The 12,417-nt window shown below is 37.2% G+C and carries 14 protein-coding genes and 1 other RNA gene; 3 read left to right on the forward strand and 12 right to left on the reverse strand.

Annotation, left to right across the window (positions count from 1 at the left end; all coding sequences use genetic code 11):
* Positions 1-106: 106 nt before the first annotated feature.
* The 11 genes from B5Y67_RS02135 to B5Y67_RS02195 form a co-directional block, all read right to left on the reverse strand.
* Positions 107-697: a TIR domain-containing protein gene (locus B5Y67_RS02135; protein WP_088224928.1), complete on the reverse strand. Its 591-nt coding sequence runs from the start codon at positions 695-697 to the stop codon at positions 107-109.
* 13 nt (positions 698-710) lie between these two features.
* On the reverse strand, positions 711-2,135 hold the full coding sequence (locus B5Y67_RS02140) for an SIR2 family protein (RefSeq protein ID WP_088224929.1): 1,425 nt from the start codon (positions 2,133-2,135) through the stop codon (positions 711-713).
* Positions 2,136-2,330: 195 nt separating this feature from the next.
* On the reverse strand, positions 2,331-4,028 hold the full coding sequence (locus B5Y67_RS02145; RefSeq protein ID WP_088224930.1) for a toll/interleukin-1 receptor domain-containing protein: 1,698 nt from the start codon (positions 4,026-4,028) through the stop codon (positions 2,331-2,333).
* Positions 4,029-4,469: 441 nt separating this feature from the next.
* Positions 4,470-4,643: an aspartyl-phosphate phosphatase Spo0E family protein gene (locus B5Y67_RS02150; RefSeq protein ID WP_088224931.1), complete on the reverse strand. Its 174-nt coding sequence runs from the start codon at positions 4,641-4,643 to the stop codon at positions 4,470-4,472.
* A 396-nt stretch (positions 4,644-5,039) separates the two neighbouring features.
* Positions 5,040-5,303 carry a VOC family protein gene (locus B5Y67_RS26305; protein WP_348982277.1) on the reverse strand — a complete coding sequence of 88 codons (264 nt, stop codon included), beginning with the start codon at positions 5,301-5,303 and terminating at the stop codon, positions 5,040-5,042.
* Positions 5,304-5,425: 122 nt separating this feature from the next.
* Positions 5,426-5,737: a VOC family protein gene (locus tag B5Y67_RS26310; RefSeq protein ID WP_348982273.1), complete on the reverse strand. Its 312-nt coding sequence runs from the start codon at positions 5,735-5,737 to the stop codon at positions 5,426-5,428.
* A gap of 435 nt (positions 5,738-6,172) precedes the next feature.
* The gene (locus B5Y67_RS02165; protein ID WP_088224933.1) at positions 6,173-6,709 is read right to left on the reverse strand and encodes a DUF4256 domain-containing protein; all 537 of its coding nucleotides are present in this window, start codon (positions 6,707-6,709) and stop codon (positions 6,173-6,175) included.
* Between the two features lie 1,238 nt (positions 6,710-7,947).
* On the reverse strand, positions 7,948-8,370 hold the full coding sequence (locus tag B5Y67_RS02175; protein WP_088224935.1) for a hypothetical protein: 423 nt from the start codon (positions 8,368-8,370) through the stop codon (positions 7,948-7,950).
* A 42-nt stretch (positions 8,371-8,412) separates the two neighbouring features.
* Entirely contained in the window at positions 8,413-8,628 is a 216-nt protein-coding gene (locus B5Y67_RS02180; RefSeq protein ID WP_207652386.1) for a hypothetical protein, read from the reverse strand.
* Between the two features lie 726 nt (positions 8,629-9,354).
* The gene (locus B5Y67_RS02190; RefSeq protein WP_170932557.1) at positions 9,355-9,600 is read right to left on the reverse strand and encodes a hypothetical protein; all 246 of its coding nucleotides are present in this window, start codon (positions 9,598-9,600) and stop codon (positions 9,355-9,357) included.
* 18 nt (positions 9,601-9,618) lie between these two features.
* Positions 9,619-9,891, reverse strand: a complete 273-nt coding sequence (locus B5Y67_RS02195; RefSeq protein ID WP_088224938.1) for a hypothetical protein — start codon at positions 9,889-9,891, stop codon at positions 9,619-9,621.
* Positions 9,892-10,043: 152 nt separating this feature from the next.
* Between B5Y67_RS02195 and B5Y67_RS02200 the strand changes: the two genes are divergently transcribed.
* The 3 genes from B5Y67_RS02200 to B5Y67_RS25720 all read left to right on the forward strand — a co-directional run bounded on the left by B5Y67_RS02200 (position 10,044) and on the right by B5Y67_RS25720 (position 11,954).
* Positions 10,044-10,349: a hypothetical protein gene (locus tag B5Y67_RS02200; RefSeq protein WP_242975789.1), complete on the forward strand. Its 306-nt coding sequence runs from the start codon at positions 10,044-10,046 to the stop codon at positions 10,347-10,349.
* A 67-nt stretch (positions 10,350-10,416) separates the two neighbouring features.
* The gene (locus B5Y67_RS25715) at positions 10,417-11,367 is read left to right on the forward strand and encodes a transposase (RefSeq protein WP_242975790.1); all 951 of its coding nucleotides are present in this window, start codon (positions 10,417-10,419) and stop codon (positions 11,365-11,367) included.
* Positions 11,368-11,639: 272 nt separating this feature from the next.
* Complete coding sequence (locus tag B5Y67_RS25720) at positions 11,640-11,954, forward strand: hypothetical protein (protein WP_242975791.1); 315 nt, start codon at positions 11,640-11,642, stop codon at positions 11,952-11,954.
* A gap of 98 nt (positions 11,955-12,052) precedes the next feature.
* Here the strand turns inward: B5Y67_RS25720 and ssrA are convergent.
* Positions 12,053-12,403, reverse strand: a transfer-messenger RNA (tmRNA) gene (ssrA, locus tag B5Y67_RS02210).
* Positions 12,404-12,417: the final 14 nt, after the last annotated feature.

Raw genomic sequence — 12,417 nt, forward strand, 5'->3', positions numbered from 1 at the left:
AATGCTTGATAAAGCTTGTTAAACAGTAAAATTCCAATGGAATTGTCTGAGTTAAGATGCAAGAACTCAAACTGGTGACCAAGTTTCCGCCGGGAAATAACTCCTATCAGGGTGCGAAACTTAAATAACTACTATCACCATAATAAACCTTAGAACCATCGTTGCAATCATTTGTTTCTGAATTTTTTAAATTAAACATGTTTTTATTAATAATATCAAATATCTTATATGTTAAAAGCACCCTACATTTAGATGGACAACAACCTTTATCATATGTGTAATACGTATATGACCCACTTTGATCTGGTATAACTACAGCTAAAACTGCGTTTGTCTTACTCGTTACTGACTGACCACTACTATTTACTCTTGACACTTCTTTTAATGAATATGAAATTTCTCTTGGAATCCATTGGTCTTTATCAGCTTTCAAAGCATCTCTCATATTTTTAGAAATCATTATGATTGTTAAAGTACTATCATATATCCTATTTTTCAACTTTTCCCAAATGGTTTCGTCACTTAACAGTGAAAGATCTTCTCCATCAGACTCCCCCTTATAAACGTGGTCAGAACTATCGATTGTATCTTCAATTTTGTCAACATAATCTCTAACTGTACAACCATTAGAACTATCTGTAATATTGTACACATCATCGTCTGCATATTTATAAGATATAAATATCTTACGTCCCATCCAATAATCCCCCTTATAACTTGTTAATTATATTAATAATGGCTTTAATAATTTCCAAGTCTGGAATATTGGAATCTCCTAGAAGTTTGTACAATGATTTTAGCTCCGGCCTCAGAATATATGATTCAAAATTATCTAATACTTTTTGCCATAATTGTTGAGCGGCGAAACCCGTAACTCCAACCGGGATAGGTATCGTACCATTTTTCACAGAAATCTCAAATTCTTCAAACATACCATTCGCTAGGATCACATTACCATTGTCATCAAACTTGTTACCAAATATAAAAATGGCTACTCCTACGTTAGTTAACATGCTTTCCCGATGCTTAGTCCATAACTCAGTCAAAGGGGTCGTTCCAACGGTTATCTGTGGAAATGGCCTCGCCTTCAATCGCTTTTCAGGCTTTCCTAAACCTTTTGAATATATTTCCTCTAAAGCACCCGAAATAACACAACTACCAACCCCTAATCCAAATCCAGTAACTAAATCGTTACCATTGTTAATAATTGCTTTGCTTAAGTTAGATGCAAATAAAAATACTCTCTGCTGTCCCCATGTCCCAAAATCTGAAGCACTAGCAGATATAAAGATATTTTTGCGTTTAAGCATTAATTGCACTTGAAATAAAATTTCAGTTACTTCAGAGTACTCGTTAACTAAAAGAGGTTTTATACAATAACGTTTTAAATCCCTAACTCTGAGATCCTGTTTAGTCTGTGCATATATGTACTCGCTATCAGTTTCAAATTCCTCGCGTAATACTCTTTTCATAAAGCAATAATGTGGTCTTTGGTTCTCACCCAATAATATCCGGATACGGCTAAGGATGTATCCCAAATTTGGATCATCAAAACTAAATCCAATAAACAGGAATGTTTTTGATACCAAATCACCTTGTAAGGCGGTAGTAAATAGCTGCCTTTTTAGGTTGTATCCCTCATAATCATCTTTGGTTAAAACTGCGTCGTTAGGGAAGATAACATCACCATGCATTTTATATACTACTGCATCGCTATTAGGCATTGTTACGGCTAGATTCTCTACTGTTCTTTTGACATCAGGTCTTTTTCCTAAAACTTTAAGGGACTCCTCTATCAAGCTATCATAATTCGTTGTCCAGTAAGTCTTAATATGTAGTCTGGATAAAATCTCGTGGTTCTTAGTAATAGCACAATCCTTTGTAAACTCGTCTAAGAGGACTTGATTTATCTTACCTCGACCACCATTCTCGTTAACGTGATATTGTGCAATCGCAATCAAATCGCTCTCTTTTTCTACATCTAGATTAAGGTCTAAAGCAACATCTCTTAATAGCTCTTTCCAGTTCACATAGCCAGCTGGTTTAGAAAGTCCTGCACCAGCAAAAATTGCTGCATTCGATTCCTCTATTGCACGAGAATAAGTCCTTATAAATTCTTGAATAGATTGGTCCACTTATTCCAACTCCAAACTTTCTCTATTATTCACTATACATTCCTCATTTTTCCTTCACTTCCTTCTCGATAGCAAAATTAATTTTAAAAAACCAAAAATGCTAGATTATCAAATAATCTAGCATTGCCTATACATGTTTTTCATCACAAATATTTTTAAAAGTACAATGTGAATAACTTTTATTATCATCTAATATTAAAAGTCATATTTCTCTATCAATTCGACCTTATTCATTTTTTCGATTAGGCTCTTTAATAAATTCTTTACAAATATGAAGTCCTCATGGCAAATCTTATAGGAGCTATTACTATCTGTAAATACCATTAAACACCTTAAAAAATCATCAGCTTTTGAACAATTATAATTATTATTGTTTATGTAACTTTCAAATTTATTAGTGTATAAATAATCACGTATGGCCCCCGCTACTACGTGAGGCTGTTCTTTAAGGTTTAATCCGTCCATGCTTAGTTTTGACGTAATATAATTAAAATCTTTACTTGGAAATTCTTTTTCCAAGCAATAAGCTAATGCATCTCGTAAGTTCTTAAGTTCTTCAAATGTAACACTAGCTTTAGATCTCATATAAAAGTATTGCATTTTCGAAATAATATCTTCTTCATTTCTACTAATAGAATCTAAAACTGTTGTTATATCAATATGGTTTTTTTTACAAACGAAAGGTATAAAATCATAAATCATCCAATCCCGAGCTGTTCGAATTCCCCACGTATCTCTTCTATTTATTTTGCAAGGATTTCCAAAATTTGAGTTCAAAATATCACTTATTTTTATGAAAATAACAACATCATCCGAATTAATATTATCACTCTTTACGGCATAAAAACTAGCATGTTCCCCAGGGTTATAATTATTATTATTGGAAACTACCGGTGAAAAAACGTGAACATATCCACCGTTCTTTTGGAAGATATGCCACTCTGTTTTCCCATTATCCCAGTCATAATAATTAGAGGTTTCAAGCATTTTATACCAAAATGATCTTTTTACGGTTACAATACTGAATGAATAATCATTTCTAAATGTATCAAAGGAATGTGTTTCAAATCTTGCTTCAAACTCAATTACCCTTTTACAGTATTTTTCCATATTTTCTCTTAACTCATTAATTAATTTTTTATAATATTTTGTATTTAACTCAAGCGAGAAATATTTGCAATTGAACATAATTTTATCTTCTTGCAATATATCATCAGCTTTTACTTCTCCTCTTGCTAAGGTCTTAAAAATATGCATTACCTGTTGATGTTCCAATGTAATTTTTGTGCCTTTATAAGTTAAACAAAGACTTACTCGAACAGGAATTTCTTCAAAGCTAAATAAGATACCAAAATCCATATTACTTTTCCCATCAAAATCACTTCTTTGGCTATATGTTTCAATAGAATTTTGAGCAGTATTATCTTGGCATAATATTTTACTCTTCATAGCATTGAGAGCACTATTATAAATTTTATCGGAAGACATATCTATATAATCTAAATTTTTTAAATACCCTGGTATGTTTTTGCCATCTTTTTCTTTTACGCGCAAAATTGGAATTATACATTTATATCCTTCGTGCTTTCTCATCATTATGTACTCTGTTTCAATTTCAACGCCACTTCTAACGGTAATTCCAGTTCCATCGTCTTTCTTATTTGCCTTGTAGACATAAGACGGAGTCAAAATAACGATAATAAAATCTGAGTTAAGTATGTTGTCAACAATAAACCTATCTTTATTCTGTGTCCCATCCCCAAATTCACGTTGGTCTAAAATCACATTAAAACGCTCTTCACTTAACAAATCATTTTTTAACTTGTTAACCCATTCCTTATTACCAGCTTCCTCCCAACTATAGCTAATAAATATATTTATTCTTTTATCCATTTAAATCTCCTCCGAAATGTAAGCAAAATTCCAGGCTATACAGTTCATCTAACTGAAATCTTTTGCTTTCTCAAGCCCCCTAAAGATAACTCACCCTAAATATTCAGCATTTTTGTAGAAATTCCTTCTAAGATATTGGGTTAAAATCCCTCTTTTCTCAGTCGAATAAATATCAAACGCCAGACCCTCCATCAAAATATGGAACAATCTGGCGATTCTTAGCCCTAACTGTTTTCTATATTCATAACAGTCTCAAGGGTAGTCCTATTCAATTGTTACACAATTTATACCCTATTTCTGAAAGCCGCTCTACAAGCGGCTTTCAGACTGTGAGTTTTCTTAAACAAACAACGGTCTCCACGTGGTGTGTTCATGGGTACATGTTCCCAAAATAACGTTTTCTTGCCCCGAGCACAATAATCGAAGACCACTTTATCTCAATTATCTGTCCTCCATTATCCTCGTAAGTATTCCTTGATATCTATCTAAGGCGGTATGTAATTCGTGGCATGCTGCTACTGTTTCAGGATCAGTAAAGGAATTATTCTTTTGTACTTCGATGGTGCTTGAACGCAATTCTTTGATTTGGTTTGTAATTCTATCCAATTCAGACACGTATATATCCCTCCCCATTAATCATTAATTAGTATTTCCATAGATGATACAAAAATCAGGACTACCAAATAGCCCTTTTGTGGGGCCGTTTTTCCTGCCCCCTCACGTGTGTTGTGTGGGAAAAGGGACGGATCGAATCTAAAATGAACATCTATACACTAAAATGCAACTAAAACTATTGGCCAGTTGCATTTTCCTTATCGATTGTTAATCCTTTGATTATACACGTCGACCGGTATTCTAACTGTTATCTTAGTGTTACACCTTAAATTCCATCATAAGCTTTTTGCAAAGCTTATGATGGAATTTCTTCATTTTCAGGAACGCCTCTGTCACTCGCTGTAATTGTTCTCTGTCACCAAATTTCATCATCTCATCCATTATCGCAGGTACAATTTACCACGATACTCCAAACTTGTCCTTAACCCAACCGCAATGCTCAGCCTCAGGTACAGCAGAGAGCTTGTCCCAGAAGTAATCAATCTCCTTCTGGTCCTTACAGTTTATCATGAGTGAAAATGCCTCATTAAAGCCAAAATCTACATCAAAGCCGTTGTCCATCGCAGAAAAAGCAATACCGTTCAGTTTAAAGGCAGTATAGTTTATTTTTGCCTTTGGTGACTCTGCCTCTCCTTCTTTGTATCTGCTGATTGTCCCTATTTCTGATTTTTCAAAAACCCAGTGTAGTACCTTACAGCTTCTTCAGCTTTCCCGCATGATTCATCTGAGAAAAGCAAGTTGGGTATAAATCTTTTGAACGCTTTGTCCATGATCGGTAAGCATTAACTGCCAGGATTAACCGTACCGGTCCTGTACCCAACTATACCGCTTACTAAAGGGGTATTCACATCTTCTATTGAGTAGCAAGCGACCATCAAGGAAATAGATGGGTTGAATTTGAAGAAAGGGCCAGCACTAATCGCCTTAAATTGCTGTCCGGCTAACTCAAAACTTACACTTTCCGCGTCACCTGATGGGGTGTTTTCCATAACTGTTACATCCAATATTTTCGATTGGTCAAATAAACTGGTATAATACAGGGCCGCTTCTTTGGCCTCCGTGTCGTACCATAAATGCGGAACAATTTTTTGCATAACAAGCTCCTCCTTAACACTACTTAATTGGATCTTATGGAGTTCATTGCACTGGGGACTACTGGTAACAAATGAGGTAAGTGGAACTCAACTTGTTACGTTTATCAGAAGAATGCGTCTTGTCATGATTTCTAAATGTTTTATTTTAAATTATTCCATTCTTCTTAAGACAATACCAAATGTTAATTACTAATGCGACACTAGTTACTATAGTTATTTCTAAAATTAAAGGAATAGTTATTGGAGTAGAACGCTTTTTAACCACGTAAAGTATAATACTATCATTTAACGCAATAACGAGGACCCCTCTGATTATTAGCTCTGTAAATATACTCATTAACATCAAACCTCCTTTTTGATAAATGAATACATTTGAAGAAAAGGAGACATTATGCGGAGTTTAAACGCGCGCTTTATAGGAGCAACTCTTCTAGGTTACATCCTTAGCGAGCCACGAAAACCCCTGCCAGCATAGTAGCATTCTGCTCCATTGTGGCACACAAACACGGTGTCATAACAACGATCACAAAAGATGGCTCCGCCGAGTTTTCTAATATTAGCAGGGGTCTTTACCCAGCTCGATGATTTCGTATCAAATTTCCCAAGTTTCTGTAGATCCTGGTATTGTTCTTCTGTTAAAAGTTCAATGCCCATGGCAGCAGCCATATCAAGAGCGTTATTTTCTGGTTTATGTTCTTTCCTTAACTCCAGCGCTTCACGGTCATAACAAATACTTCTGCGGCCTTTAGGACTTTCCGCTGAACAATCATAAAAAATGTATTCGTCCGTCGTTTCATCAAAACCAACAACATCCGGTTCACCACCGGTTCTTTCCATTTCATTCAGTGCCCACAGTTTTTCTGGATTAGCTTCCAACTTTGCTTGAATTTTAGTCCATTCAAGACCTTTATGGCGGTTCATGTTTTTCTCAAAACGGGCTTGCAATGCTCCAAATAATTCTATGGTTTCCATAGTTAGTTCTCCCTTATAGGTTCTCTATGTGCTTTGATAAAACCATTGTTCTTCTAATCTATTATCCAAATAATTTCTAAATTCAATTCGCATTTTCCGACATACTCCTAAGGTTCAAAGTAACGGAGTTTCATAATTCTGATGCAAAAACCGTAAAAAAATGTTTCCCCACACTACTCTTGCAGTACAGAGAAACACATGATTTTTTGACCAAGACCACTATATATAGTGGCTACACCACTTGGTTTTTCCATATTTAGTGTTGTGTTTTCTTTCGAGGCGAACGATGCTCTCAACGTGCTGCGTCCACGGCAAAATATCAGCCCCATAAAGTATAACGAAATAATCTCCACCATCTTTCACTACTCCACATCTCTCGGTTGCCGGTTGCCGATAGTTTTTAAACTTTTGAATATATGTGATTCTACACTCTATAATGCCCTTCCTATTACCTATATCAATCTTAAAAACTTTTAGTAATTTTATCGGCAACTTTTCGAGTTAATTTAGTTAGAGCTAGGGTTGTATAAAGAGACCTTTGTTAAACCTTTTAATTTCCACAAGATGGGTCTCTACACGAAAAGGGGGGTGCATTTTTAAATAATTTATATGCAGAAATAGAAATAGCACCGCACAAAACGATGCTTAAACAACCTATAAACGCCGAAAAGCCCAGCAATGCTGGACTTCGTATGTTCAAAAATTGTATCAATTATTGAGTACTCATTTGGTGGAAGCGAGGCATACCCACCCAAACCCACGCTTCTTAATTTGGAAAACTACTCGATTTCGAGTCCTGCTGACGCTACCAACACGCTAAAGCCGCTTATATCAAGCACTTGACGTTTACTTATAGATCCTAGTCCATTCGATTACCTAAATTGAGTATAACGCCAAATACTTTTCATCGTCAATTTTAGCTTGAGCCAAAAAAAACACTTAACAAAAAACAAATATGAAACTGTAATTCCCATATATCATGATGAGGCAATCATTTGAACTAATACACCCCAAAACTAAATACTTTCTGCCCAAAAAGTCCCTTGGCGTTACCAAGGGACTTTAGCTCACCTATTTATTCTGTGGATTATATTAGTTAGAGATTAATTAATTAATTAATCAATCTATCAATAGTCAATTGTCACCAACCTCGAGTGTAGTGACTAGGGTAAACGCTATACCAGAGGCATTCCTAAGTGGAATGACATTACCAGCTGGAAAACTGTTCCTGTTATTCCTTAAGGAACTATTTGACTAATTTCTGCCGGTACCAAGCGATGAGCTGCGACCAAATCCCCAGCAGCATCTATTCCCCAGACGGAGATCTCTACACCAGGGGCGATGGCGAGCAGGCCGAAGTCGATGGTGAACTGAAATTCAAGTTCATCTAAGTCCGCAAAATCGATTTCTTTAAATACATCCGGGCTAACCCCAGTTGGATTCAAAATAAACTGTTTGAGGACATACAGTGTAGTCACATGCGGGTTCTGTGGCGTTCCCGAAGGCACTGGCGCTCCAGTAATGAAAAACCCATTAATTGTAATTATAACAGGTAATATACTATCATTTTTGACTGCTATTATAATCTGTTTAGTTGGTCTAATTCCACTTGAGTTCATTGGATTTTCAATCACTCCGGTAGTTAATTGTAGAATAGCCATTAAACACATCTCCTTCCATAAGTAGTTTTTTAGGATTGTCTATTAATTGGTTAACCGCTTCAACTTCAACTCGATGAGCCGTATTAAGGTTCCCAATTGCATCTTTTCCCCAAGTCGAAACTTTGTACATGACTTTATGATTCCGCTACGGAAAAATCCTTTAATTTGAATTGTTCCGTTAATGATATTATCGTTAGATATCTTTACCGTAAACGTTGAACTTGGTCTTTCGTCTACACCTGCAGCGTTTTCTAACAAATTCGTTAACCTCCGAGTGTTACTTTATACTATGTAACTTGTACACTTTGTGTTACTTTCCACTATTTTCTTATTAACACATAATAAAGAAATACCATGCTCATTTTCTAGAAATGTTTTTATCGGCGTAGTTAATAATTGTTACGCATATTGCAACGAAAAATAAATCCCAGGCAGTTAAAGACTAGGACTGTATTCGAACGAGATTTACCGCCAGAAACGTTTTTGATTCGTAAGCGTCAAACCAGTTGACGTATTAACAAATATCGACTCGTATCAAGCGATTACAGAAACTCCTCGTCACTGATGTCAACGACATCCAGAAACTGTGATTACTTTGGTGATTCGCGGGAATATACGCGCTACTTTTATCTTTCCTCCCCTCACTTTCGCTAAATATTTACAAGAATATTCCTTTTTTGCGTCGAAGTTGATAATTGTTTAGACAAGCCAATCCATACAGTAAGGAGATGAAATCAATGATTTTGATAGGCAGCAATCTGTCCGATCCAATTGAGCAAGATGAAAAAGGAAAACATGTTTATAAACAGTATTGTCATAATATCAATATCTGTAAATCCTATGGGGAAATCAGTTTTGCATGTTTAGCAGGAGCTAACGCGAATACTAGGTGCTCATTAGGGGAAAAGATGCGGATAAGAGTATTGAATGACTCTACCCAAACGCTACTTACAAGCCAAAGAAACCGAAACCTGAGAAACCAGATTAAGTCGTAAATTTAGACTGCATGATAATTAGTTCAGCACTTTTTAATATCGAGATTGCTTCGTTGACGGTAAGTTGTTCTTGGCAGAGAACGCTTACAAAATTTGAAGCAATCTCTTCTTTTTTCTTGTTTATATCCTGCAGGATCCTCATACGGTTTTCAGGTACATCCTTCGCAGTGAATTTTTCCTCCATATCTCGAATTGTTTCATGCCCTTTTTTCCAATCTCTTTCACCTTCTTTCAATACCAACGTTTTCACAAACTAGGAGAATTTCGAAAATACCTTTTCCAACTCTGCTCCCAATAGCAGTCCCCATTTTGCCGACATTTTTTCAAGTTCTCCATCAGTTTTGATAATATTAATCCTGACTTCTCCATCCAGAATGTCGCAAATATCGGCTGATGCACTGATATGGTAGGTAGCCTCTTTGGACTGTTTCCCTTTAGACCAAGCAACAATTGTGCTAACGCCATTTTTAGCGTTGTCCATTTCCTGTTTGGTTGGGTAGAGATGTAACGTTAATCCGGTTAACATTTTATCCCTCCTTTTTAACTTTCACTTAACCAACTTCGCTGCAAAACTATTGAGCTGCCCTTACACCACTTAAAGAAAAAATTGCCACTCTTGATTCTAAGATAAACAACTGGATCGATGCTATTTGGGATGGTATTCTTGATCGAAATATCTTGGCGGCAAAAATAAAAGAAGCCAATGAAAAGAAGGACTTCCTTACTTCTCAATTGGCTCAAATTGAAGTTATCCAGCGAACTCCAGAAATTGATGATGAGGCGATTATAAAAGTCCTGGAAAATAGAAAAACCAGCCTTTTATCTGACAATCCAAAAGATCAAAAGACCGTCATTCAAGAATATGTTGATACTATTAAGGTCTTCTTTTTCTCTGAAGATAAAAAGCTTAATATTAACATTAAAGTCAAGTTCGATATGTTAGGTGTGCCATTGGTCAGATTGTCGAAAAGTCACAATAATTAACCATATAATGTATAAATATGATATAATATCCAAATAAGCTCGATTTCATCTGAAAAAGGGTAGTTCTATGGGATTTATTCGCGGAGAAAGTCGGAACCAGATGCATCTCTATCCAATAACTCTAGAAGAACTTGTAGACGAAAATAACCCTGTTCGAGTCATTGATGCCTTCGTCAACCAACTTACCATGGACGAATTAAAATTTCTTAGGACCACACCAGCGAACACCGGTAGACCTCCCTACGATCCCAAGGACCTACTCAAACTTTACATATACGGCTATTTTAACCGCATCCGTTCCAGCCGCAGACTGATGATCGAATGCCGACGCAATATTGAGCTTTTCTATCTGCTCAACCGCTTAACCCCTGATTTCCGAACCATTGCCGACTTCCGCAAAAACAATGCCAAGGCTATTAAACATGTCTTTAAGGCCTTCGTCAAAGTATGTATTGACCTGAAACTCTACGAGCGCGAACTCGTTGCCGTAGATGGTTCGAAATTCCGGGCAGTTAATGGGCGCAAGAAAATGTATAACGAAGAAATTTTAACTATGAAACTCCTGCGAATTGAGGAGAACATTACCAACTACCTGAACGAACTTGATCATGCTGATCAGCATGATCAGAAACCATCCGGTTATACATCCGAAGAAATTAAACAGAAGTTAGCCGAACTGAAACAGCGTAAAGAAACGTATCAAGGCTATTTGACGGAATTGAAGGAAACTGGTGAAACGCAGCTTCTGACCACAGACCCCCAGTCAAGAATGATGAGAACCAAAGACGGTTTTGCTTGTTGCTATAACGTCCAGACCGCAGTTGATCAAACCAGTCATCTAATTGCTGAGTATGAAGTCACGAACTCCTGCAACGATTACAACAGCCTCACTACGATGGCCCAACAAAGTAAGGATATTCTGCAGGTTGAAACCATTCATGTCGCAGCTGATAAGGGCTACGATTACAGAGCAAGAGCGCAGGTCCAAGAAGCCTCAGGATATTGGGCGCTGCCTTAAGGCAGGAGTTTTGCCCACATTTTACGAACATACGATTCTTGATATTGAAGTTCAGGAGCAGAACCAGGTCAGTTGCTTTGCCCGTAATTCCGATGATACGGTTACTTGTCCGATGGGTAATACGTTAACCAAAGTACGCAGCCATAAAGGAGGTAGTGCTAGTTACCAGAACCGTTTGGCCTGCCGAAAATGTCCCAATCGCTGCACGTCGAGGAGAGATTACATGGTCGTTAGATATGGACCCACCACGAAGTATGCACCGGTTCTGATGTATGGCACAGCGACGGGCAGTTGCAGGTGTACCCGGCTTCAGAAACGCCCTACAATACCTTCTCGGCTCTAAAACGACGGAGCAAAAAGAAAGTGGTTTTACATATACGCGACGACATACCGACTCAAAAGCTGCGATTATGCTCTCAGAGCATCCCTTTGGGACGGTTAAATGGTACCACGGAGCCCACTATCTTCTATGTAAGGACATAGAAAAAGCCACAGGCAAGCTGGGGCTAAATTTTCTTGCGTATAATTTAAAAAGAGCCATTAACATGGTAGGAACTGAGAAATTAGTAGCTGCAATGAAGGCCTAAGGGCCTTCTTTTTATGTTTTTTGGTTAAAAAATCAGGCTCAAAAAGCCTCTATAAAAACAGTTAAACCCGCATGAATAGCGGGTTTTTAGACAAATTATGGTGGAAGCGAGGGGAATTGCACCCCTGTATCGAAGAGCGGCCACAAAAGCGTCTACGCGTGTATCCTTTATTTTAAATTTCGCCACTCATGACTCCTAAAGGCAAGGATTCATTTCAGGCTAGCTCGATGATCTTAGCTAATGTCTCCGAGCATTGACATTAGAGCGTCCTACTAATTTGACACCCTGACCCTTCACCGTAGGTCAGAAGGAAGGATGCTAGCGGCACTTAGGCAGCTAGAGCGAAATTATCTTCGTTAACTATTTGTGTCCACCGTTTAACGAGACCAGGTGGAATCTCGACGCGCAACCTTTGCTATCGCTTCCCCGAGCGAGTCTAAAACGCCCCCGTTTGAATATTACT

The organism is Desulfosporosinus sp. FKB (assembly GCF_002196705.1).
GTDB lineage: Bacteria > Bacillota > Desulfitobacteriia > Desulfitobacteriales > Desulfitobacteriaceae > Desulfosporosinus.

Excerpts from the sequence above, each read along its gene's own strand:
- B5Y67_RS02135 (WP_088224928.1), bottom strand. The coding sequence starts at position 697 with ATGGGACGTAAGATATTTATATCTTATAAATATGCAGACGATGATGTG.
- B5Y67_RS02145 (WP_088224930.1), bottom strand. The coding sequence starts at position 4,028 with ATGGATAAAAGAATAAATATATTTATTAGCTATAGTTGGGAGGAAGCT.
- B5Y67_RS02195 (WP_088224938.1), bottom strand. The coding sequence starts at position 9,891 with ATGTTAACCGGATTAACGTTACATCTCTACCCAACCAAACAGGAAATG.
- B5Y67_RS26310 (WP_348982273.1), bottom strand. The coding sequence starts at position 5,737 with ATGCAAAAAATTGTTCCGCATTTATGGTACGACACGGAGGCCAAAGAA.
- B5Y67_RS25715 (WP_242975790.1), top strand. The coding sequence starts at position 10,417 with ATGGGATTTATTCGCGGAGAAAGTCGGAACCAGATGCATCTCTATCCA.
- B5Y67_RS25720 (WP_242975791.1), top strand. The coding sequence starts at position 11,640 with ATGGCACAGCGACGGGCAGTTGCAGGTGTACCCGGCTTCAGAAACGCC.
- B5Y67_RS02175 (WP_088224935.1), bottom strand. The coding sequence starts at position 8,370 with ATGGCTATTCTACAATTAACTACCGGAGTGATTGAAAATCCAATGAAC.
- B5Y67_RS02165 (WP_088224933.1), bottom strand. The coding sequence starts at position 6,709 with ATGGAAACCATAGAATTATTTGGAGCATTGCAAGCCCGTTTTGAGAAA.